The organism is Streptomyces saintjeani (assembly GCF_055409605.1).
In genome coordinates this window covers 368,166-390,853 of the sequence record NZ_CP189624.1, presented here as the reverse complement: position 1 = coordinate 390,853, position 22,688 = coordinate 368,166, and the positions used below count along the sequence as shown (strand labels likewise).

Genomic DNA, 22,688 nt, shown 5'->3' with positions numbered 1-22,688 from the left:
AGAACAGAACAGGCAGGTACTCGCATGACCCGAGCAGCGCTTCCGGACATCGACTGGGTCACCGTCCCGGCCGGAGTCCTCGTGCGGGGGACGGACGAGCGGGACGTACCCGGACTGGTGCGCGACTACGCCGACCTCGGCATCCCGGCGGACTGGTTCCTCAAGGAGTGCCCGCGCGTGGAGCTGACCGTCCCGCAGTTCGCGCTCAGCCGTACGACGGTGACCCGCGCGCAGTGGGCGCCCTTCGCCCAGGACCAGGGGCTGGCCGAGCAACCCGCTGACGACCACCCGGTCACCGGTGTCGACTGGAAGACGGCCACCGAGTACTGCGCCTGGGTCGCCGAGCTGACCGGCCTGCCGGTACGGCTGCCCTCCGAGACCGAGTGGGAGCGCGCGGCCCGCGGCGACGACGCCCGCGTCTACCCCTGGGGCGACCGCTTCGACGACGCGCACGCCAACCTGCTGACCGCGGGCATCGGCGGCACCGTCCCCGTCGGCTCCTTCCCGTCCGGCGCCGGACCCTTCGGCACCCTCGACATGGCGGGCAACGTCGACGAATGGACGTCGACGCGGTACGAGCCGTACCCGGGCGCACCGGCGAGCGTGCCGCCCACCGAGAACTGGGCCAGTGACCCGCACGTGACGCGCGGCGGCTCCTGGCGCCACAACCGGGACCTCGCCCGCTGCGCCCGCCGCCACGCCGCCTACGACGAGACACCGCACGACATCGGGTTCCGGCTCGCGGCAGGCGGCTGACGCCCGGGCCCTGTCGAGCGGCACCCACCGCCCAGTACCGAGGAGGGGCATGAAGGCCATCGAGGTACGCGGTCTCCGCAAGGAGTACCGGATTCCGCAGAAGGAACCAGGACCGACGGGCACGCTCAAGCACTTCCTGCACCCCAGGTACCGGGCGAAGGTGGCGCTCGACGGGGTCGGCTTCGAGGTCGAGCCCGGCGACTCGGTCGGCTACCTCGGCTCCAACGGCGCCGGCAAGTCCACCACCATCAAGATCCTCACCGGTCTGATGACCCCGACCGGCGGCCACGTCCGCGTGAGCGGCCTGGAACCGCACCGCGACCGCAAACGCCATGTGCGCGGCATCGGCGCCGTCTTCGGCCACCGCACCGGCCTGTGGTGGGACCTCCCGGTCGTCGACTCGTTCAAGACCCTCAGCAGCATGTACGAGATCCCGGAGGCGACCTACCGCGCCAACCTGGCCCTCTTCACCGACCTCCTCGAACTCGGCGAGTTCCTGTCCGTCCCCGTCCGCCAGCTCTCCCTGGGCCAGCGGATGCGCGCCGACCTCGCCGCCGCCCTGCTGCACGACCCGAAGCTCGTCTTCCTCGACGAGCCGACCGGCGGACTCGACGTCAACTCCAAGGCCGCCGTACGCCAGTTCATCCGCCACCTCAACCAGCGGCAGGGCACGACCGTCTTCCTGACCAGCCACGACATGGCCGACATCGAGGGCATGTGCGACCGGCTGATCATCCTCGACCACGGCAGCAAGGTCCTGGACGACGACATAGCGAGCGTGAAGCAGCGCCTCGCCGCCGACCGGCGCCTCGTCCTCACCGTGCCCGCCACGGAGGACGTCGACGAGGTCGCCCGCACGGTCCGCGCCACCGGCGTCACCTGCGAGGTCCTCGACCGGCAGCGGCTGTCCTGCGCCTTCGACCGCAACACCACCAGCGCCGCGCACCTGGTCGGCGCCATCATGCGCGACCACGAGATCGTCGACTTCGAACTGCGCGAACCCACCCTGGAACACATCGTGCAGCGCCTCTTCCGCCCGCGCGCCACCGCGGCGAGCGGCGGAGGTGACCTTCCGTGACGGCCTTCCGCAGCCTGGTCGGCGCGGCGGCCCAGGAAGCCTTCATGTACCGGGGCCGGTACGTGGTCGGCGTCCTCATCGGCCTGGTCCAGATCTCGGTGCTCTTCTACATCTGGCGCGCCATCATGGGCAACGGCCAGACCCAGTCCGGGTACGACTGGCCGCAGATGCGGACCTACCTCCTGCTGTCCTTCCTGCTGACGCTGGTCCTCTCCTTCGGCACCGAGGAACGCGTCTCGGCGAGCATCCGCGACGGCAGCGTCTCCATGGAACTCCTCAAGCCCGTCCACTACATGACGCTACGGGTCTCCGAACTGCTCGCCGCCCTGCTGATGGAACTCCTCTCGGTCGGCATCTGCCTGGCGGCGGCCGTCCTCACGGTCCTCCCGGCCGTCGCCCCCGCGACGGGCACGCGCACCCTGCTGGCCCTCTCCTTCCTGCTCGCCGTCGCCCTCAAGGCGGCCATCGCGGTCACCACCGGCGTCATCTGCTTCTGGACGACCAACGTCCTCGGCCTCATCGCCTGCCGGCAAGCCCTCGCGCTCCTGCTGTCCGGCGCCATGTTCCCCCTCCAGATGCTCCCCGACTGGCTGCGCACGGTGGCCTACGCACTGCCCTTCCAGGGCTCCTTCAACACCCCCACCCTCATCTACTTCGGCCGCGTCGGCGCCGGCGAGGCCGCCGGACTCGTCGCCCTCCAGGTCGCCTGGCTCGCCGTCCTCGCGGGCGTGGCGGCGCTGCTCCTCAACCGTGGGTTCCGGCGGCTGGACAGCTATGGCGGCTGACCAGCACTTCGCGCTGCTCCTGCGCCTCCAGTACCGCGCCAAGTCCGCCTACCGTGCCGACCTCGCCCTCCAGATCGTCTCGGCGCTCCTGCGCCAGGGCACCTGGCTCGCCTTCATGCTCGTCCTCCTGCGCAGAACCCCGGCGGTGGAGGGCTGGACCACCTGGAAGATGATCTTCCTGTACGGCCTGGCCACCGCACCCCTCGGCCTCAACGTCCTCCTCTTCGACGGCGTCTGGAAACTCGTCGAGCTGATCCGCAAGGGCGAACTCGACGCCCTGCTCCTGCGCCCCGTCGACCCGGTCCTGCACCTCTGCACCCGCAACGTCAGCCTGCACGGCCTCGGTGACCTCGCCATCGGCTGCGTCGCCATGGGCCTCGCCGCCGACCACCTCGACCTGAGCGCCTGGACGCTCCCGGCCCTGCTGGTGTGCGTCGTCTCCGGCAGCGTGATCTACGGCTCCGTCAACCTGGCCTCGGCGTCCCTGGCCTTCTGGTTCCGCGAGGTCAACAACGTCCCGTTCCTCGTCCAGCAGTTCACCGACCTGGCCCGCTTCCCCCTCCACATGTACCCCCGCCCGCTGTCGGCGGCGTTCTTCTTCCCCCTCCCGTTCGCGTTCGTCACCTACCTCCCGGTGACCGCGCTGACCGGCGACACCTCCCTCTGGGTCCTGCCGGCCGCCCCTGTCGCCGCCGTCCTGCTCCACCTGCTGGCCCGGTCCGTGTTCCACCACGGACTCCGGCGCTACGAGAGCGCCGGGAACTGAACACATCCCGTGAGGAGAGTGACTCCCCGTGAAGTTCACCGACGGGTACTGGCTGTGGCGCGAAGGCACCGAAGCGGTCCATCCCGCACAGGTGTACCGCGTCACCCCCACCCCCGACTCCCTGACCGTCCTCGCCCCCGTCAAGCAGCTCAAGACGAAAGGCGACCTGACGAGCGGCCCCGTCGTCACCGTCCGCTGCACCAGCCCCATGCCCGACGTCATCGCCGTCGACATCAGCCACTTCTACGGCGACCCCCCGGCCGGACCCGAACTCGACCTGGACCTCTCCCACGCCGCCCCCGTCGAGGTGACCGTCGACGACGAGGCCGCCGTCCTCACCAGCGGCGACCTGTCCGTGCGCTTCTCGCGGGGCGACACCTGGAGCATGGACTTCCTCGCCGGGGGCCGGGTCCTGACCCGCAGCGGCGAGAAGGCGATGGCGGTGATCGAGTCCGACGGCAAGCCCTACGTCCGCGAGCAACTGGACCTCGGCGTCGGACAGCACGTCTACGGACTCGGCGAGCGCTTCGGACCCCTCGTCCGCAACGGCCAGTCCGTCGACATCTGGAACGCCGACGCCGGCACGTCCAGCGAACAGGCGTACAAGAACGTGCCGTTCTACCTCACCGACGCCGGCTACGGGGTCTTCGTCCACCACAGCGGCAAGGTGTCGTACGAGGTGGCCTCCGAGGCGGTCGCGCGCGTGCAGTTCAGCGTGCCCGGCCAGTCCCTGCGCTACTACGTCGTCCACGGCCCCACCCCCAAGGACGTCCTGCGCCGCTACACCGCGCTCACCGGCCGCCCGGCCCGGCTGCCCGCCTGGTCGTACGGCCTGTGGCTGTCGACCTCGTTCACCACCTCGTACGACGAGGACACCGTCACCTCGTTCATCGACGGCATGGCCGAACGGGAACTGCCGCTGTCGGTGTTCCACTTCGACTGCTTCTGGATGCGCGGCTACCAGTGGTGCGACTTCGCCTGGGACGAGGACGCCTTCCCCGATCCGCCGGGCATGCTGAAACGTCTCAAGGAGCGCGGCCTCAGGATCTGCCTCTGGATCAACCCGTACATCTCCCAGCACTCACCCCTCTTCGAGGAGGGCAGGCGGGCGGGCCACCTGCTGCGCAGGCCCGACGGCGGGGTGTGGCAGTGGGACCGGTGGCAACCCGGCCTGGCCGTCGTCGACTTCACCAATCCGGCCGCCCGCACCTGGTTCGCCGACAAGCTCGGCGCGCTCCTCGACATGGGCGTCGACAGCTTCAAGACGGACTTCGGGGAGCGCATCCCGCTGGACGTCGTCTACTTCGACGGCTCCGACCCCGAGCGCATGCACAACCACTACGCCCACCTCTACAACGAGGTCGTCTTCGACGTCCTCGAACGGCACCGGGGGAGCGGCGACGCCGTCCTGTTCGCCCGCGCGGCGGCGGCCGGCACCCAGCGCTTCCCGGTGCACTGGAGCGGCGACGGCGAGGCCACCTTCGCGGGCATGGCGCAGAGCCTGCGGGGCGGACTCTCCCTGGGGCTCTCCGGGTTCGGCTACTGGAGCCACGACATCGGCGGGTTCACCGGGCGGCCCGACGCCGCCGTGTTCAAACGGTGGATCGCCTTCGGACTGCTCTCCTCCCACAGCCGCCTGCACGGCGGCGCCTCCTACCGGGTGCCGTGGACGATCGACGAGGAGTCCGTGAGCGTCCTGCGCGACTTCACCCGCCTCAAGATGCGCCTCATGCCCTACCTCGCCCGGATCGCCGACGAGGCCCACACCGAGGGCCTGCCGATGATGCGCCCGATGATCCTGGAGTTCCCCGACGACCCGGCCTGCGCCCACCTGGAGACCCAGTACATGCTGGGCGACTCCCTCCTCGTCGCCCCGGTCTTCAACGCCGAGGGACACGTCCGCTACTACGTCCCCGCAGGCACCTGGACCAGCCTCCTGACCGGCGAGACGGTCACCGGCCCCCGCTGGACCGACGAACAGCACGGCTTCGACAGCCTGCCCCTGCTGGTGCGCCCCGGCACGGTGCTCCCGATCGGCGCCGTGGACGACACACCCGAGTACGACTACGCCGCGGGCGTCACCCTGCGCCTGCACACCCCGCCCGCGACACCGCTCACGACGACCGGCATCGTCGCCCCCGACGGCACGCTCCACGCCTCCTTCACCGTCGAACGCGCCGACGGCCGCACCCGCGTCACCCCCGACCGGCCGGTACCCGGCTGGTCCGTCCTCCTCGTCGCCACGCCCGCACCCGCCACGGTCGAGAACGCCACCGTGGAGCACACACCGGACGGCGTGCTGCTGCGCCCCGTACCCGGCGCCCCCGGCATCGAGTTCAGCGAATAACCCTTCAGCCCACGACTCAAGGGACGCCCCCATGCGCGCCATCGACCTGCCCGAAAGCCCGACGGGGCACGCCGCCCCCCTCACCCACGTCGCCCTCCGCGCCGACGGCCGACGCCTGGCGACCGCCTCCTACGACGGCACGGTGATCATCTGGGACACCAGCACCCCCGACGACGTGGCCCGCCTGGCCAGCCTCAGACACCGCCGCCTCGTCAACTCCTCGGCGTGGAACCCGGCCGACCCCGCACTCCTCGCGACCGCGTCCGCCGACAAGACCGCCGCCGTCTGGCACGTGGCCGACGACGGAGCCAGCAGCCTTGTCACCGTCCTCGCCCGGCACACCGACGACATCAACTCCGTCGCCTGGATGCCGGACGGCCGCAGACTCATCTGCGTCTCCGAGGACGGCCGCGCCACGGTCTGGGACGCGCGCACCGGCGCCTTCCTCTCCGAGATCGGCTCCCACACCGCGCACTGCATGATGGTGTCGGTCAGCGCCCAAGGGCTCGTCGCGACCGTCGGCGAGGACGGCCTCGTCTCCGTCACGGCCCCCGACGCCGACACACCGCCCGTCACCCGCCGCTACGAGTCGTCCGTCGAGGGCTGCTCCTGGTCCCCCGACGGCACGGCCCTCGCGATAGCCCGCGACGACGGCACGGTCGAGCTGCTCTCCAGGGCACTGGAGCCCCTCACCACCCTCCAGGTCTCCCGGTCCGCCGCCCGCAGCGTCGAGTGGTCCGACGACGGCCACACCCTCATCGTCGGCGCCTACGAAGGCGGCCTGCACTTCTACGACCGCTCCGGGAGACGGCTGCGCCGGATCGACGACGCCCGCATCTGGCCCAGGTCCGTCTCCACGGCCGGCGGCCTCGTCGCCGCCGGCAGCTTCTGGGGCGCCCCCCACCTCCTCGCCCTGGACGACGGCCGCGAACTGTCCGCGCCCACCACCCCCACCTACGGCCCCAACGCGCTGGCCCGCAAGGGCCGTCAGCTCCTCGTCGGCTGCGACTCCGGCGCGGTCGCCGCCCTCGACCCCGACGACCCGCAGACCCCGGCCCAGGTCCACCAGGTCACCGACGGCCCCGTCCTCGCCCTGGCCGTCCGGGCGGACACCTTCTACGCCGGGACCTACGACGGGCGGGTGATCAGCTGGTCCGGCGGACCCGACGACGGCGTACGCGCCGTGAGCGAGCCCCTCGGCGCGCCCGTGCCGTCCCTGTGCCTGGACGGCGACGTCCTCATGGCCGGCACCTACAACGGCGAACTCGTCGCCCTCGACCCCGGCACGCTCGACGTGATCGACCGCCAGGAGGCGCACGGCGGTTCGGTGAAGTCGCTCGTCTCCCTCGACGGCCCCGGGTTCCTGTCGGCGGCGACCGACCGGACGGTGGCCGCCGGCGCCTACGCCGACCGCGAGCCGCTGTGGGAACACGGCAACCTCGTCAACGCCGTCGCCCAGCTCGCGGGAGCCGTCGTGGCCAGCGCGTCGCGGGACCACACGGTGAAGGTGGGCCGACTGCTCGACGGGCGCGCCGGCGGCGTACAGACCCTCCTCGGCCCGGACGAGTCCGTGAAGTGCGTCGGCCTCCTCGGCACCCCGGACCGTCCCGTCGTCCTCGCCGGGTCCTACGACTTCCACCTGTACGCCTGGGAGATCGACTGGACGGACAGCACCGCGACGCTGGCCTCCGGGCGGGTCGTCGACGAGTTCGGGCAGGGGCTGTCGTGCATGCTCCCCTGGGACGGCGACCGGGTGGTGGTCGCGGGCTGGGACGGGCGGATCGCCCTCGTGGGCCGTGGCGCGGGGGGTCCGGTGGAGGTCCTGTCCTCGATCCGGCTCGGCGAACTGCTGCCGACGCCCGTGTGACGGGCCGTACGACACCGATGCCGAGCGGCGGCGCCCGGTGGGCACAGCCGCTCGGCCCCGGGCCCGCGCCGTCAGGGCCGGGTGGCCGGGCGCGCCCGCGCGATGGGCGAAGATGGGCCCCGCGCGGGAGGAGCGGCACATGAGCAGAGTGACACTGGCCGACGTGGCACGGCACGCGGGGCTGTCGGTGACGGCGGCGTCCCTGGTGCTCAACCGCCGCCCCGGCACCCGGATCTCGGAGGAGGCCCGGGCCAGGGTCTTCGCCGCCGCCGAGGAACTCGGCTACCGGCCCAACGTCGCCGCCCGCAGCCTGCGTACCCGCAAGACCGCGACGCTCGCCTTCGTCTCGGACGCCGTCGCCACCACCCGCTTCGCCGGCGACATGATCCGCGGTGCCCTCGAAGCGGCCCGCGAACGCGACCACGTCCTGCTCATCGCCGAGACGCAGGGCGACCCGGAGGCCGAACGGCAGGCCGTGGAAGCGATGCTGGACCGCCAGATCGACGGTTTCGTGTACGCGGCCATGGCGTGCCGCCGCCTGACCGTGCCCCCGGCGATGGCGAGCCGCCCCACGGTCCTCCTCAACGCCGACAGCACCGAACCGGTCGCCGCGATCCTCCCGGACGACGAACGCGCGGGCCACGACGTGGCGACGCTCCTCCTGGAGCACGGCCACCGCCGTATCGCCGTGATCGGCCGGGCCGACGCCGTCGAACGCGACCCCCGCCGCTCCCTCGCCGCAGGCCCCCGCCTGCGCGGCATCCGGCGCGCCCTGGAGCCGTACGGCCTGCGCCTCACCCCCGGCGGCCGGGCCGACGCGTGGGAGCCCGCCGACGGGTACGAGGCGATGCGCGACCTGCTGAGCCGCCGCACCCCGCCCCGGGGCATCGTCTGCATGAACGACCGGCTGGCCCTCGGCGCGTACCAGGCGCTGGCCGAGGCGGGGCTGTCCGTGCCGGGGGACGTCTCCGTGGTCTCCTTCGACGACGACCCGATCGCGGGCTGGCTGCGTCCGGGGCTGACGACGGCCGCGCTGCCGCACGAGCGGATGGGGCGGCTGGCCGTGGAGACCCTGCTCGACCAGGAGGTGCGGCCCGGCGTGCGGTGGGTGCCGATGCCCGTGCGGGTGCGGGGGTCTGTCGGGGTGTTCGCCGGGCCGGACGAGCCGACTGTTTGATAAAACGATTTAGCCTGCTAGTTTTCCCGCAACGTCTGTGAGCGAGAGGCACGTCGATGTTGCGCTTGCCCGATCACTGGGTGTGGGACAGCTGGTACACGCGGGACGACGAAGGCCGCCACCACGCCTTCTTCCTCAGAGCGTCCCGCGCCCTCCTGGACCCCGACCGCCGCCACCACCGCGCCTCGGTCGGCCACGCCGTCTCCGACGACCTGCGCACCTGGCACCTCACCGCCGACGCCCTGACCGCCGCCGCCGAACCCGCCTGGGACGACCTCGCCACCTGGACGGGCTGCGTGGTCCGGGCCCCCGACGGCCGCTGGCACCTGTACTACACGGGGGTCAGCCGCGCCGAGAACGGCCTCGTCCAGCGCATCGGCCTCGCGGTCTCCGACGACCTCCACACCTGGCACCGCCACGGCGACAAGCCCCTCGTCGAGGCCGACCCGGCCTGGTACGAGCGCCTCGGCGCCGGAACCTGGCACGAGGAGGCGTGGCGCGACCCGTGGGTGTTCCCGGACCCGGCGGGGGAGGGCTGGCACATGCTGATCACGGCGCGCGCGGGCCAGGGCCCCGCCGAGGGCCGGGGCGTCATCGGCCACGCCCGCTCGGCGGACCTCCTCGACTGGACCGTGGGACCGCCCCTCACGGAACCCGCCGGGTTCGGACACCTGGAGGTGCCGCAGGTCGCCGTCGTGGACGGACAGCCGCTGCTGCTGTTCTGCACCAACACCCCGCACCCGCGCGCGGACGAGGGCCGCCTGTGGGCGATCCCCGGCGCGTCGGTCACGGGCCCCTGGGACCCGGCCGCGGCAACTCCCGTACCCGGCCCGGACCTCTACGCGCCCCGCCTCGTCCAGAGCGGCGACGGAACCTGGCAGCTCATCGGGTTCGTCGACGAACGGGACGGGGTGTTCGTGGGGGAACTCTCCGACCCCGTACCCGTGCACTGGACCCCCGAAGGGCTCCGCTGATCCCCCGTCAGCCGCGAGGCCGCGCATGGGACGCCCGCGGCATCACCGGCATGGGCACGCGGTGGACGGCCGGTTCCGTGTCGCCGTCGAGCAGCGTCTCCACGGCCAGCCGCCCCAGCCGGTAGTGCGGCAGCGCCACGCTGGTCAGCTGCGGCCGGACCCACACCGCGAGGTCCGAGTCGTCGAACGACACCACCGACACGTCGTCCGGCACCCGCAGCCCCGCCTCCTGGAGCGCCTGGTAAGCCCCCAGCGACAGCCGGTCGTTGAGGCAGACCAGCGCGCGCGGCACGATCCCCGCCGCGAGGAGCCGCCCCACCTCGCGGTGCCCGTCCTCGGGCTGCCAGTCGCACTCGGCGACCCCGTCGACCCGTACGCCCGCCCCCGCGAGCACCTCCTCGATGCCCCGCATCCGCTCCAGCCCCGCCCACACCCCGTCCGGCGTCGCGTCCGTCAGATGACGCCCGCCGATGACGTGCACGCCCTCCCGGTGCCCGGCGTCGAGCAGCACACGCGCCGCGTCACGGCCCGCGTTCACCTCGTCCGGCAGGACGCTCGGCCAACGCGCGTCCCGCTCATAGCAGTTGAGCAGCACCACCCGGGCGTCCCGCAGCGCGGCGGGGAGCCGCACCTCGCGGCTGTACATCGTGGCGTACACGAACCCGTCGACCTGCCGGTCCAGCATCCCCTCGACGAGCCGGGTCTCCGTCTGCGGGTCCCCCTCGGTCTCCGCGACGAACAGGACGTGCTCGCGGGCGCCCGCAGCGTCGAGGGCGCCGTGGATGACCTCGCCCGCGAACTGGGTCGTCGCGATGGTGTCCGAGATCAGGGCGACGGTCCTGGTCACCGACGTGCGCAGGCCACGGGCGGTGAGGTTGGGCCGGTAGCCGAGTTCGCGCGCGGCGCGCCGTACGCGCTCCTCGGCGTCGCCCGAGATGCGCATGTCGCGGCGGCCGGCGAGGACGAAGGACGCCGTGGTCGGCGACACCCCCGCCCGGCGGGCCACGTCGGTCATCGTGACGCGTCGTCGGCTCAAATGCGTTCCTCCGCACGGTGCTTGACAGGGTCTGGGGCAGGGCTCATGCTCACTGCTAAATCTATTTAGCACCGGTGAAAGCCGCCTTGGCAACCGTCTGGACCGACGGTGCCGGGATCACCGGAACCGGCTGTCACGGCCTCCCCACAGGCACGTCCGGAGCCGCCGGACCGTGTCCGCCACCACGACCTCGACCGGGACTCCCCGATCCCTCCCTCGTGACCCAGGCAAGGAGTGCTCCATGTACGAAGGCACGGCGAAACCATGGCCGGCAAGGGCCCTGATGATCCCCCTCATACTCCTGGGCGCCGCGTGCAGCGCTCCCGGCTCCGGCGCTCCCGCCGCCTCCACCGGGGACCCGGCGGTGAGCACCTCGCTCGGCACCGGCGAGGTCACGCTCCAGATGTACGCCGAGACCGGGTTCCCGCTGGCCAAGGCGCTGGCCGACGAGTTCACCCGGCAGCATCCGAACGTCACCTTCAAGGTGCGCGAGGACCAGTTCACGGTGCTCGTCGAGAACGCGCCGCGCGTCCTGGCCGGGGACAACGCGCCGGACATCATGCGGCTGCCGACCATGGTCGACCTGGTCAAGGACAACCTGCTGAAGGATCTCGACCCTTATGCCAAGGCGTACGGCTGGGATGCCTTTCCCGCCTCCCAGCTCGCGCAACTCCGTGTGGACAAGGCGGGGCAGCGCGGCTCGGGGCCGCTGTACGGCGCCGGGCTCGGCTACAGCGTCACCGGCGTCTTCTACAACAAGGACCTCGCGAAGAAGGCGGGCATGAGCGGGGTGCCGGGGAGCGTCGCCGAGTTCGAGGCGCTGCTGGGCAAGGCCAAGCAGGCCGGGGTCCAGCCGATCGTGCAGTTCAACAAGAACACCGCCGGCATCAACTTCCCGTACCAGGCCCTCCAGAACCAGTTCACCGACCCGGCCGCCGTCAACGACTGGATCTTCCAGAAGACCGGCGCCACCTTCGACACCCCGGCGTCCCTCAAGGCCGCCGAGACCATCGGGAAGTGGGCTCGCGCCGGGTACTTCACCAAGGACGCCAACGCCATGGACTACACCACCATGGTCGGTGACTTCACCAAGGGCCGGGGCCTGTTCATGTTCAACGGGGACTGGGAGTCGGCCAACCTCGACGCGAAGATGCCCGGCAACGTCGGCTTCTTCCTCTTCCCGGCCGAGAAGTCCGGGGGACGGCACGTCGCGATGTCCTCGCCGAACACCTTCGGGATCGGGGCCCGCGCGAAGCATCCGAACGAGGCCGCGTACTTCCTCAACTGGCTGCACACGGACGCGAAGGCGCGCAAGATCCTCGTCGACGTCGGCGGCTCCAGCCCCGGCGGGCCCGCCGATCTCGCCGTACCGCAGGCCAAGGCGGGCACCGTCCTCGCGTCGACGCTCGCCGCGTCGCAGCGACTCGCCGCCGAGAACGGGGCGGTGGACTTCACCGCCAACGCGACCGGGTCCATCTTCGCGTCGGCCATCACGCCCGAGCTCCAGAAGCTGATCGTGGGCCAGCAGACGCCCGGGGGGTACGTGAAGGCCGTACAGAAGGAGTACGCGAAGGAGCTGTCGCGGTGACCGCTACTCTGCCCGAGGTGCGACCCCTGTCGCATACGGCTGGGAAGGTCGTGAGGAAGCGGCGGGGGACCCGCTGGAGCGGCTGGCTGTTCGTCGTCCCCGCCCTCGCCGTGTACGGGTTCTTCGTCCTCAAGCCCCTGCTGACGACCTTTCAGTACTCCCTCTACCGCTGGGACGGCATCGGTCCCTCGGAGTGGGTCGGGCTCGACAACTACCGGACCGTGCTGACCGATCCGGACCTCCTGGAGATCATCGGGCACGCGTTCGTGCTGATCGTCTTCTTCAGCTTCGTCCCCGTCGTCCTCGGCCTGTTCGTCGCGAGCCTCATCCACCGCGTCAGCACCGGCGCGCTCGGCACGGCCGCCCGGACCGTCCTCTTCCTCCCGCAGGTCATCCCGCTCGTCGCCGCGGGCATCGCCTGGAGCTGGGTCCTGAGTACGACCGGCATGGTCAACCAGGTCATGGACGCGATCGGCCTCGGCCGGTACACACGCGCCTGGCTCGGCGAGTTCGGTACGGCGCTGCCCGCCGTCGGGATCATCGGGGCCTGGGTGATGCTCGGCCTGTGCACGATCCTCCTCGTCACCGGCATGAGCAAGATCGACCCGGCGCTGTACGAGGCCGCGCGCATCGACGGGGCCGGGTCGGTGCGGGAGTTCTTCGCCGTCACCCTGCCGAGCCTGCGCCGCGAGATCGGGATCTGCCTCACGGTGACCGTCATCGCCGCGCTCGCCAGCTTCGACATCGTGTACATCTCGACCAGCGGCGGGCCCGGGACCTCGACGACCGTGCCGGGCCTGGAGATCTACCGGCTCGCGTTCGCCCAGCGCCAGGTCGGGCTCGCCTCCGCGCTCGCCGTCGTCCTCATGCTGCTCGTCCTGCTCTGCGTCCTGCCGATCCAGCGGCTCTCCCGAGAGGGCAAGTGAAGTGAACATCAGCCGCCGCGAGGCCCTCACCGGGCGGGCCTTCCTCGTCCTGCTCATGGTCGTCACCCTGCTGCCGTTCGTCAGCATGCTGTCCGCCGCGCTCCAGCCCCGGGGGACCGTCCCCTCCGGCCTGGAGTGGCCCTCCGACCCGCAGTGGGGGAACTTCGCCGACGCCTTCGACGTCGCGAACATGGGCGCGCTGCTGAACTCCAGCGTGCTCATCGTCCTCGGTGTCGTCCCGGCGGCCGTCGTCCTCGCGACCATGGCCGGGTTCGGGCTCGGCCACCTCAAGGTGCGCGGCGGGGGCATCGCGATGGGCGTCCTGCTGCTCGGCCTGACCATGCCCTTCGAGGCCGTCATCACCCCGATCTACCACCAGATCGACGGCCTCGGCCTCCTGAACACCCGCTGGGCCATCGTCCTCCCGCTGATCGGCCTCTACATGCCGTTCGCGGTCTACTGGATGCGCGCCCACTTCCTCAACGTGCCGAAGGAACTCTCCGAGGCCGCCCGCGTCGACGGCGCCACGACCTGGCAGCTCTTCTGGCGCGTCCACGTCCCGCTGGCCCGCCCCGCCATCTCCTCCCTCACGATCCTCCTGTTCCTCTGGACCTGGAACCAGTTCCTCCTGAGCATCGTGATGGTCGACGACCCCACGAAACGCACGATGGCGGGAGCCCTCGGCGCCTTCCAGGGCCAGTGGGGCACGGACCTGGTCCTCCTCTGCGCGGGCTCCCTCCTCATCCTCACGCCCACCCTGATCGTGTTCCTCGTGTTCCAACGGCAGTTCGTGACCGCGTTGTTGCAGGGGTCGGTGAAAGGGTGAGGCGAGCGGGCGGGGCGTGGTGACCCGCCCGACTTCCTGCGAGGCGCCATGTCCGGTACTCGACCTCGCGGTCGAGAACCGTGCCTTCCTGATCCGCGCCTGCCGCTTCCTGGCCGGCGAGGCCGGCGTCGCCCAGTACCTGGACTGCGGCTCCGGCCTGCCGGCCGCCGAGAACACCCACGACGTCGTACGGCGCACCGCCCCGGACGCCCGGGTCGTGTACGTCGACAACGACCCGTTGGTCCTGGCCCACGGCCGCGCGCTCCTCCAGGAGAGCGGGACCGAGAACATGGTCATCGCCGCTGAGGACATCATGCGTGCCTACGCCGACGCGCCACCGCCCGGCAGTTGGAGCACATGTTCCTGCACAGCATGATGGGCAGCGGCACGTTCTCCACCGCGGCCGAACTCCAAGCCCTCTTCACCGGCCTGGAGCTGATCCCACCCGGCCTGACCATCCTCCGCATCGGCCCCGCGACGGAGCGGCTGTGGGCCGAACCCGGCGAGGGTGACCACGTGATCGGCGGTTCGGGGCTCCCGGTGGAGGCGGCGGCACCCCCGGTGGGGCGGCGGGTAACTGGCCGGGCGGCAGTGGCTACCGGTCATATTGCGTGACGGGTGATTGACAGTTCATCAGATCGTCGGGAAGCTCGTGATGCGGTCCATGGGTTCCGGGAGAACGAACAACGGCACGTTCGCGAAGGAATGAGGACCAGTATGCGCAGACCCGGCCCGTCCCCCCTCCTGCGGATCCTTCTCGCAGCGCTCCTGTTCGGCCTCGGTATCGCCCTCGCCCCGCCCGCCTCGGCCGCACCCCCCGTCCGCATCATGCCGCTCGGCGACTCCATCACCGGCTCCCCGGGCTGCTGGCGGGCGCTGCTGTGGAACCAGTTGCAGAGCACCGGATACACGAACGTCGATTTCGTCGGCACCCTCGGACAGCAGGGCTGCGGCCAGCCGTTCGACGGTGACAACGAGGGCCACGGCGGCGAGCTGGTGACCAACGTCGCGGACCAGGACCTGATGCCCGCCCGCCTCGCGGCCACCCGCCCGGACATCGTTGCCATGCACTTCGGCACGAACGACGTGTGGAGCGCGATCGCCCCCGACCGCATCCTCGCCGCGTACACGAAACTCGTCGGCCAGATGCGGGCCTCCAACCCCGACATGAAGATCCTCGTCGCCCAGATCATCCCGATGAACCCCGCGAACTGCTCCGCCTGCGCACAACGCGCCGTCGACCTGAACGCCCGCATCCCCGCCTGGGCCCAGGCGACGAGCACGAGCCGCTCCCCGGTGACGGTCGTCGACCAGTGGACGGGGTTCGACACGGCGACGGACACGTACGACGGGGTGCACCCCTCCGACCCCGGCAACGCGAAGATCGCCGCCCGCTGGTACCCGGCCCTCACCGCACTCCTCGTCCAGGGCGACCCCGGCGATCCCGGCGACCCGGGCGCCTGCGCGGCGACGTTCCGCGCCGTCTCCTCCTGGCAGGGCGGCTACCAGGGCGAGGTCACGGTCACCAACACCTCCACGTCCCCGGCGACGGGCTGGACCGTCACCGTCGTACCGGGTGAGGGCGCCCGGATCACCCAGGCATGGAACGGCACCCTGAGCACGGCGGCCGACGGCACCGCCACCGTCACGAACGCGTCCTGGAACGGCGCCCTGGCCCCCGGCGCGAGCGCCGCCTTCGGCTTCATCGCCAGCACGCCGGGCACCCCCTCGGCCACCGTCACCTGCACCGCGCGAACCTCCTGACCTCCACCGCCAGTAGAGAGGACCGCACCGCATGCACCCGAACAGGACAGTACGACTGCGAGCCGCGCTGATCGCGGCCGTGATCGGCCTGCTCGCCGCGCTCGTCTCCACCGCGCCGGCGACCGCGCAGGCCAACCCCTACCAGCGCGGCCCCGACCCGACCGTGAGCAGCGTCGCCGCCCAGCGCGGCACGTTCGCCACGGCCGAGCTGACCGTCGCGCCGGGCAACGGGTTCAACGGCGGGAAGATCTACTACCCGACCGACACCAGCCAGGGCACGTGGGCCGCGATCGCGGCCGTACCCGGCTACACGGCCCGCTGGGACAACGAGGGCGCCTGGATGGGGCCCTGGCTCGCCTCCTTCGGGTTCGTCGTCATCGGCATCGACACGAACAGCACCCTCGACTGGGACACCGCGCGCGGCACCCAACTCCTCGCCGCGCTCGACTACTTGACGCAGCGCAGCCCCGTACGCGACCGCGTCGACCCGAACCGGCTCGGTGTCCTCGGCCACTCCATGGGAGGCGGCGGCGCGATCAGCGCGGCCGAACGCCGGCCGACCCTGAAGGCGGCCGTACCGCTCGCCCCCTTCTCGCCCTCGCAGAACCTCTCGACCCTCCGCGTCCCGACGATGATCGTGAGCGCGCGCGACGACGGCGTCGTGACGCCGTCGTCCGTGGACAACCTGTACGCGAGCATGCCCGCCGCCACCCCGGGCGCGGCCCTCGAACTCGCCACCGGCGGCCACGGCTTCCCCACCTGGGGCAACTCTGCCGTGACCCGCCGCACGATCCCCTGGCTGAAGATCTTCCTCGACAACGACACGCGCTACACGCAGTTCCTGTGCCCGTCCCTCGCGGACCCGAGCGGCATCTCCCGCTCGCGGACGAAGTGCCCGTACGGTACGGCCCTGACTGCGCCCGAAGCACAACTCGCCGTCCGCTGACCGGACGTGCCGCGTCAGCCTGCCCGGCACGGACCGGGCAGGCCCGGAGTCGACCGTGACCTTGGCCAGGAGATCCCCCAGGCCGAGGTCACGGTCAACTCCGGGCGGCGCCCGGGGACATGAGGTCCGGCCACGCCAAGTCGTCCACCGCGAGGAACGGTTCACGGGCCACCGTCGCCGGGGTCGCCCCCGTGTACGCCGCGACCTCCCGGTGCAGGTGCGACTGATCGGCGTACCCGGCGTCCGCCGCGACCCGGGACGCGGGCTCGCCCGCGACCAGGCGGTGGGCGGCGTGGTCGAAGCGGACCAGGGACGCGGCGCGCTTCGGCGGCAGCCCGAGCTGTGAACGGAACCTGGACCACAGGCGCTTGCGGCTCCAGCCGACCTCCGCCGCGAGCCCGTCGACCCGGACCAGGCCACGGCTGACGGCGATCCGGTGCCACGCCCACGCGACCTCCGGGTCCACCGGCGGCCCCGCCTCGTACCGGCGGCCCAGCAACGCGTCCACCAGCGCGAACCGGCCCTGCCAGGACGGCACTTCGGCGAGCCGCTCCCGGATCCGGCCGGCCTCGCGGCCCCACAGGGCGTCCAGGGGCACGGCGTCGCCGTCGAGGCCGGCGGGGGAGACGCCGAGCACCGCGCGGGCGACGACGGGGGACAGCCGTACCTGTACGCACGCGACGTCCTCGCCGCTCACCACGGCCGTACCGCCCGACCCCAGTCCGGGCCCGGCGACCAGGCAGCCCCGCTGCCGCCCGCCCGCACTGTCGAGCACCGGCGCTCCCGCCCCGAACTCCAGCAGCAGCGTCACCGCCGGGTGCGGGACCATGCGCAGCGCGTCCAGGTCACGGACCCGGAACCCGGCCATGGTGAGACCGGCTGTGCGGCTCGGGCGCTCGGGGCAGGCGACGTCCCAGACAGCGGCACCGTGCTGGAAAGTCCCCATGACCGCAGGCTACTTGAGGGGGCGCGGGGAACATTCGTCCAATACGGCGGCGGGCGCCGACGGTGAGAGTGGGCGCATGACCGACACTCCGACGCCGGACGACAGCGACCTCCACGTACGCCAGGACGGCCCCCGCGACGCCCCCGCACTCCTCCTCATCCACGGCTCCGCGTCCTCGGCCCGCTCGTGGGACGCGCTCGTCCCCCACCTCACCGGCTCCCACCACGTCGTCCGCCCCGACCTCCTCGGACACGGCCGGTCGGCCAAACCCGCCGACCGCGGCTACGCCCTCCCCGCCCAGGCGCGGCGCCTCGGCGCCCTGCTGGACCGCCTCGGCATCGGACACGCCGTCGCCGTGGGCCACTCCAGCGGCGGCGCGGTCGCCACGGCCCTCGCCGAACAGCGCCCCGACCTGGTGACCGGGCTCGCCCTGATCAACACCGGTCCCGGTCTGTACGCGTACATCGCGTCCGGCGCCGACATCTCCCAGTGGCCGCCGACCGACGAGCAGATCCGCCGGTTCGCGAGCACCGGCTTCAGCCGTCCCGGCTACGAGATCCCGCCGGAACTCCTGGACGAGGTGCGCCACATGACCCTCCACACCCTCACGGCGACGATGCAGGCCACGCGCGCGTACCTCGACGAACGCCCCCTCCCCGACCGGCTGGCCCCCCTCGGCAAGCCGCTGCTGGTGCTCTTCGGCGCGGACGACCGCAGGTGGCGTTCCTCGTCGGCGGCCGACTACGGCACGGTTCCGGGCGCCCGGATCGAACTCCTGCCCGGCCTCGGCCACTCGCCCATCCTGGAGGCCCCGCAGCGAACCGCCGCCTCGCTGCTGGCGTTCACCACAGGAGCCGGGGCGCTCAGTCGCTGACGCTGCTGCGGTTCTGGTAGAGGAGGTCCGCGTACGCCGGGTGGCGGTCGATCCAGGCCGAGTAGAAGGGGCAGGTCGCCAGGACCCTGAGGCCGGCGGCGCGGGCCTCGTCGAGGGAGGTCCGGGCCAGGGCGGAGCCGATGCCCCGGCCCTCGTGGGCCGGCGACACCTCCGTGTGGACGAACACGATCAGCTCCGCCGTACGGATGTACTCCGCGAACCCGGCGACCTCCGAACCCCCGTCGATCCGCGCCTCGTAGCGGCGCGCCTCGGGTGCGTCGACGACCTCGACCGTCACATGTCCTCCTGGGAGTGATGCGTCAAACGAATCGGCACGGCATGGTTGACGTGGCAACTTCCGCCGGTTCAGCCGAGCCTAATCGACGATGCCCGGTGGGGCTGCGCCGGAGCCGGCAGCTCCCGGAGCGCGCGGACGGGGGAGAGGAAGACCGGGAGGAAGGCGCAGGCCAGGCACGCTGCGCCCGCCCACACGGCGACGCGCACGTCCGCGACCTCACCGACGAGGCCGCCCAGGGCGGAGCCGACGGCGAGGGCGCCGGTGAGCAGGAAGCGGAAGGTGGCGTTCATGCGGCCGAGCAGCGGGTCCGGCGTCAGATGCTGGCGCAGGGTGACGCCGAGGACGTTGTCGATGCCCGTCTTGGTCATGACGGCCAGCCACCCGGCGCCGGCCACCCACAGCCACGGGCCGGTGCCGACCAGCGCGACGGCCAGTGCGGCGGGCGCGAACCACGGCCCGGCCAGGGCCAGGGTGCGGCCGTGGCCGAGGCGGGCGGCGAGGGGGCGGGCGAGGCGGGCACCGAGCAGGATGCCCACGCCGCCGGCCGCCCAGTACAGGCCGAGTGCCCCGGCGGACAGGCGCAGTTCGCGGCTGAACAGCACCGGCAGCATGGCGTTGACCATCTGCGCGCCGAGGTTGGTGAGGGTCGCGGTGAGCGCCAGGGCCCGCAGCTCGCGGGTGCCGAAGACATGGCGCAGCCCGTCCGCGATCTCGGTCCGCAGCCGTCGCCCGGCGGCCGGGGGCTTCGTGCGGGCGTGGTGGCGGGCCATACCGGTGAGGCCGCAGGCGGACGCGAGGTAGGCGAGGGCCCCGCCCAGAATCGCCAGGGGCGCCGTGAGGAGCTGGACCAGGAAGCCGCCCGCGCCCCGGCCGGCGATGTTGGCACCGGCCATCAGGCTGACGACGGCCGCGTTCGCCGGGACGAGGTGCTCGCGGCCGACCAGTTCGGGCAGGACGCTCTGCGAGCCGACGTCGAAGAACACCGTGGCACAGCCGGTCAGCAGCACCACCGCGTACAGCTGCGGCAGCGAGAGCACCCCCAGCCACCAGGCGAGCGGAATCGAGGCGAGCAGCACCGCGCGAGCGGCGTCGGCGGCGACCAGCACACGGCGCCCGGACAAGCGGTCCACCCACGCGCCCGCCGGCAGCCCGATGAACAGGAACGCGGCGGTGGACAGCGCGGCCAGCGCACCGGCCTGGCCCGGACCGGCGCCGAGCACGGTGACGGCGAGCAGCGGTATCGCCACATAACCGACGTTGCTGCCGAGGTGACTGAGGGCGCTCGCGGCGAAGAGCGTACGGAAGGCGCCCACGCGCCACGGGGAATCCGGTGCTTCGGTCATGCGGCGTACGGTGCGGGACGCCGTGCGGCTCGCCCCAGAGATTTAGGCTGAGCTAAATGATCGAAATCGAATTCACCATGCAGGACGTGGCCCGCACCCGCTTCGCGATCTCCCCGCTGTGGGAGGTGGTGGCCAGCGTCCGGGTCCTCAAAGGGGCGGACGAACACGGCCTGCACCGCACCTGGGCGGACCGGGTACGCCCCCGGCTGGCGGCGGCCGGTCTCGACCTGAGCCCGCTGTTCGACCTCGTCCCGATGCCCGCGCGCTCGCCCTGGGCCGGCCGTGTCCCGGGGTTCATCTGCCCGGCCCCCACGACGCCGCTGCCGTCGCTGGAGGTGGAGCTCGCCACGGTGCGGGCCATGCCGCCGGCGCTCCTGCGCACCACGGCCGGGGTGCCGGAAGCGCGGCTGGCGGCGCTGCGCGCCGATCCGGCCGCCGAGCTCGCGCGGCTGGCGGACACCATCGAGGCGTACTGGGAACTGGCGCTGGCCCCGTACTGGCCGAGCATCCTCACCCTGCTGGAGAGCGACATCCGCTACCGCGCCGGACGCCTGGTCGACGGCGGCGCACAGCACCTGTTCACCGACCTCGACCCGCAGGTCACCTGGGCCCACGGCACCCTGCACCTGGATCACCGCACCGTGCGCGGAGCGCGCCGGCTCGACGGCCAGGGACTGCTGCTGGTGCCCTCCGCCTTCGTCTGGCCACGCGTCTTCTCCGTACTCGACGAACCGTGGCAGCCCTCGCTGCGCTATCCGCCCCGCGCCGTCGGCACGCTCTGGCACACCCGGACCGCGACCGTCCCCGACGCCCTGGCGGGGGTGCTGGGCCGCTCCCGCGCGATGATCCTGACCGAGCTGACCGCCCCCGCGTCCACCACCGAACTCGCCCGCCGCACCGGCCTGACGCCCGGCGGCACGTCCCAGCACCTCACCGCCCTGCGGAACGCCGGCCTGGTGAGCGCCCACCGCGCCGGCCGGCAGGTCCTGTACGCACGCACCCGGGCCGGCCAGACCGTGACAGAGGCCGCGGAGCCGAAGCACTCGTGAGCTGTCGGGGCGTGCGGGCCGACTCCCTTGTTCAACCGAACGGTTGAACGCATCGCCCGCTTCCGGACGACGCGCGGGCGGCCGGTGCCGGGACAGGGTGGGGGACGCCGGGGCGGCGGTCGTCCCGGTGCCGAGAAGGGACTCACCCCCCACATGCCCAGCAAGTTCAGCAGGCGGCGGATCCTCACGGCCGGCGCGGGCGCCGTCGTCGCGGCGGCGGCGATGCCCGCAGCCGCGCAGGCGGTCACCGGCCCGCGCGAAGAGACCCGCACACTCGACGAGTTGTACCGGGACGCGATCGCCGAGGGCGGCAAGCTCGTCGTCTACGCGGGCGGCGACCTCGCCGACTCCGGCAGCGGCGCGAGCGCCGGCGCCGCGTTCCGCCAGCGGTTCCCCGGGATCGACCTGACGCTGATCGTGGACTACAGCAAGTACCACGACGTCCGCATCGACAACCAGCTCGCGACCGGCACCCTGGTTCCCGACGTCGTCCAGCTCCAGACCCTGCACGACTTCACCCGCTGGAAGCGCCAGGGACAGCTCCTGCGCTACCGGCCCGCCGGATTCGGCAGGCTGCACCCGCAGTTCCGCGACCCGGACGGCGCCTGGGTGGCCGGCTCGGTCATCTCCTTCAGCTACCTGTACGACGTCGCGGCGGCCGGCGCGAACGCGCCGCGCACCCCGCTGGACCTGATCGACCCGCGCTGGAAGGGCGCCATCGCCTCGGCGTACCCGCACGACGACGACGCGGTCCTCTACCTCTTCGCCCTGTACGTGGAGAAGTACGGCTGGGACTGGGCCGCCGCCTTCGCCGCGCAGCAGCCGCAGTTCGCCCGCGGCTCCTTCTCGCCCGGCGCCGCGGTCACCGGCAAGCAGAAGGTCATCGGCGTCGGCACGGGCACCAACCCGACGGTCACCAGCCCGACGCAGATGGGCATGGCCGAGGGGCACCCCTTCATGGCGTGGGGCCAGCGCATGGCGATCCTCAAGCGGAGCCCGCGCCCCACGGCGGCGAAGCTCTTCCTCAACTGGCAGATCTCCACCGAACGCCAGTCCTCCGCGCGCTGGTCGGTACGTACGGACCTCGCCGCGCCCACGGGCCTCAAGCCGGTGTGGGAGTACCCGGACGCCCACCTCGACGGCTTCCCCCGCTTCATGGAGGACCGCGCCGAGGTCGAGCGCCTGAAGCAGACGTTCGCGCTGTACTTCGGCGAGGTCAGGGGCGAGCCCACGCCGGGCTGGCCGGGGCTGCACCCCGGGCGCTGACCAGGCACCGTACCCGGGCAGACCTTCAACTCCCTTGATCCGTAAGCGGTTTACACTGGGCGGTCCGTCATCGGAC

General features: G+C 72.3%; 22 protein-coding genes. 18 read left to right on the top strand and 4 right to left on the bottom strand.

The genetic code is table 11. The annotated features are described in order from the left end of the window. The first annotated feature begins 24 nt into the window (after window positions 1-24). From ACQCO7_RS01840 to ACQCO7_RS01805, 8 genes are all read left to right on the top strand, one after another. Complete coding sequence (locus ACQCO7_RS01840; protein ID WP_464070093.1) at window positions 25-756, top strand: formylglycine-generating enzyme family protein; 732 nt, start codon at window positions 25-27, stop codon at window positions 754-756. A gap of 49 nt (window positions 757-805) precedes the next feature. Continuing rightward, window positions 806-1,834, top strand: a complete 1,029-nt coding sequence (locus ACQCO7_RS01835) for an ABC transporter ATP-binding protein (RefSeq protein WP_464070092.1) — start codon at window positions 806-808, stop codon at window positions 1,832-1,834. Next, window positions 1,831-2,619, top strand: coding sequence for an ABC transporter permease (locus tag ACQCO7_RS01830; protein WP_464070091.1), 789 nt, complete (start codon window positions 1,831-1,833; stop codon window positions 2,617-2,619). Before ACQCO7_RS01835 ends, ACQCO7_RS01830 begins: the two co-directional genes overlap by 4 nt. Beyond that, a complete protein-coding gene (locus ACQCO7_RS01825; protein WP_464070090.1) occupies window positions 2,609-3,385 on the top strand; it encodes an ABC transporter permease in 777 nt (258 codons plus the stop codon). The genes ACQCO7_RS01830 and ACQCO7_RS01825 overlap by 11 nt, the downstream gene beginning before the upstream one ends. Before the next feature lie 28 nt (window positions 3,386-3,413). Continuing rightward, on the top strand, window positions 3,414-5,732 hold the full coding sequence (yicI, locus tag ACQCO7_RS01820) for an alpha-xylosidase (protein WP_464070089.1): 2,319 nt from the start codon (window positions 3,414-3,416) through the stop codon (window positions 5,730-5,732). Window positions 5,733-5,763: 31 nt separating this feature from the next. Further along, window positions 5,764-7,599, top strand: a complete 1,836-nt coding sequence (locus ACQCO7_RS01815) for a WD40 repeat domain-containing protein (protein ID WP_464070088.1) — start codon at window positions 5,764-5,766, stop codon at window positions 7,597-7,599. Window positions 7,600-7,738: 139 nt separating this feature from the next. Next, on the top strand, window positions 7,739-8,776 hold the full coding sequence (locus tag ACQCO7_RS01810) for a LacI family DNA-binding transcriptional regulator (protein WP_464070087.1): 1,038 nt from the start codon (window positions 7,739-7,741) through the stop codon (window positions 8,774-8,776). A 56-nt stretch (window positions 8,777-8,832) separates the two neighbouring features. Next, entirely contained in the window at window positions 8,833-9,750 is a 918-nt protein-coding gene (locus ACQCO7_RS01805) for a glycoside hydrolase family 68 protein (RefSeq protein WP_464070086.1), read from the top strand. Window positions 9,751-9,757: 7 nt separating this feature from the next. On the opposite strand, the gene ACQCO7_RS01800 is transcribed toward ACQCO7_RS01805, so the two are convergent. Further along, the gene (locus ACQCO7_RS01800) at window positions 9,758-10,786 is read right to left on the bottom strand and encodes a LacI family DNA-binding transcriptional regulator (protein ID WP_464070085.1); all 1,029 of its coding nucleotides are present in this window, start codon (window positions 10,784-10,786) and stop codon (window positions 9,758-9,760) included. 241 nt (window positions 10,787-11,027) lie between these two features. Here ACQCO7_RS01800 and ACQCO7_RS01795 point away from each other — a divergent pair, with 241 nt between their 5' ends. The 7 genes from ACQCO7_RS01795 (at window position 11,028) to ACQCO7_RS01765 (ending at window position 16,836) form a co-directional block, all read left to right on the top strand. Beyond that, a complete protein-coding gene (locus tag ACQCO7_RS01795) occupies window positions 11,028-12,374 on the top strand; it encodes an ABC transporter substrate-binding protein (RefSeq protein ID WP_464070084.1) in 1,347 nt (448 codons plus the stop codon). Then, window positions 12,371-13,300 carry a carbohydrate ABC transporter permease gene (locus ACQCO7_RS01790; protein ID WP_464070083.1) on the top strand — a complete coding sequence of 310 codons (930 nt, stop codon included), beginning with the start codon at window positions 12,371-12,373 and terminating at the stop codon, window positions 13,298-13,300. Before ACQCO7_RS01795 ends, ACQCO7_RS01790 begins: the two co-directional genes overlap by 4 nt. A gap of 1 nt (window position 13,301) precedes the next feature. Then, on the top strand, window positions 13,302-14,126 hold the full coding sequence (locus tag ACQCO7_RS01785; protein ID WP_464070082.1) for a carbohydrate ABC transporter permease: 825 nt from the start codon (window positions 13,302-13,304) through the stop codon (window positions 14,124-14,126). Window positions 14,127-14,145: 19 nt separating this feature from the next. Further along, window positions 14,146-14,502, top strand: coding sequence for an SAM-dependent methyltransferase (locus tag ACQCO7_RS01780; protein WP_464070081.1), 357 nt, complete (start codon window positions 14,146-14,148; stop codon window positions 14,500-14,502). Next, complete coding sequence (locus tag ACQCO7_RS01775) at window positions 14,484-14,741, top strand: hypothetical protein (RefSeq protein WP_464070080.1); 258 nt, start codon at window positions 14,484-14,486, stop codon at window positions 14,739-14,741. Before ACQCO7_RS01780 ends, ACQCO7_RS01775 begins: the two co-directional genes overlap by 19 nt. A 102-nt stretch (window positions 14,742-14,843) precedes the next feature. Next, window positions 14,844-15,890 carry a cellulose binding domain-containing protein gene (locus tag ACQCO7_RS01770; RefSeq protein WP_464070079.1) on the top strand — a complete coding sequence of 349 codons (1,047 nt, stop codon included), beginning with the start codon at window positions 14,844-14,846 and terminating at the stop codon, window positions 15,888-15,890. 31 nt (window positions 15,891-15,921) lie between these two features. Beyond that, window positions 15,922-16,836 (top strand): alpha/beta hydrolase family protein, encoded by a 915-nt coding sequence (locus tag ACQCO7_RS01765; protein ID WP_464070078.1) that lies wholly within the window; start codon window positions 15,922-15,924, stop codon window positions 16,834-16,836. Between the two features lie 94 nt (window positions 16,837-16,930). Here the strand turns inward: ACQCO7_RS01765 and ACQCO7_RS01760 are convergent, their stop codons facing one another. Next, window positions 16,931-17,782 (bottom strand): AraC family transcriptional regulator, encoded by an 852-nt coding sequence (locus tag ACQCO7_RS01760; protein WP_464070077.1) that lies wholly within the window; start codon window positions 17,780-17,782, stop codon window positions 16,931-16,933. Between the two features lie 76 nt (window positions 17,783-17,858). On the opposite strand from ACQCO7_RS01760, the gene ACQCO7_RS01755 reads away from it, so the two are divergent. Beyond that, entirely contained in the window at window positions 17,859-18,656 is a 798-nt protein-coding gene (locus ACQCO7_RS01755; RefSeq protein WP_464070076.1) for an alpha/beta fold hydrolase, read from the top strand. On the opposite strand, the gene ACQCO7_RS01750 is transcribed toward ACQCO7_RS01755, so the two are convergent. Beyond that, complete coding sequence (locus ACQCO7_RS01750; RefSeq protein WP_464070075.1) at window positions 18,646-18,954, bottom strand: GNAT family N-acetyltransferase; 309 nt, start codon at window positions 18,952-18,954, stop codon at window positions 18,646-18,648. The two genes, ACQCO7_RS01755 and ACQCO7_RS01750, sit on opposite strands and share 11 nt — an antisense overlap. 68 nt (window positions 18,955-19,022) lie before the next feature. Next, the gene (locus ACQCO7_RS01745; RefSeq protein ID WP_464070074.1) at window positions 19,023-20,297 is read right to left on the bottom strand and encodes an MFS transporter; all 1,275 of its coding nucleotides are present in this window, start codon (window positions 20,295-20,297) and stop codon (window positions 19,023-19,025) included. Between the two features lie 56 nt (window positions 20,298-20,353). Between ACQCO7_RS01745 and ACQCO7_RS01740 the strand changes: the two genes are divergently transcribed. Then, window positions 20,354-21,346 carry an ArsR/SmtB family transcription factor gene (locus ACQCO7_RS01740; protein ID WP_464070073.1) on the top strand — a complete coding sequence of 331 codons (993 nt, stop codon included), beginning with the start codon at window positions 20,354-20,356 and terminating at the stop codon, window positions 21,344-21,346. Window positions 21,347-21,499: 153 nt separating this feature from the next. Further along, a complete protein-coding gene (locus ACQCO7_RS01735; RefSeq protein ID WP_464070072.1) occupies window positions 21,500-22,612 on the top strand; it encodes an ABC transporter substrate-binding protein in 1,113 nt (370 codons plus the stop codon). Window positions 22,613-22,688 lie beyond the last annotated feature (76 nt).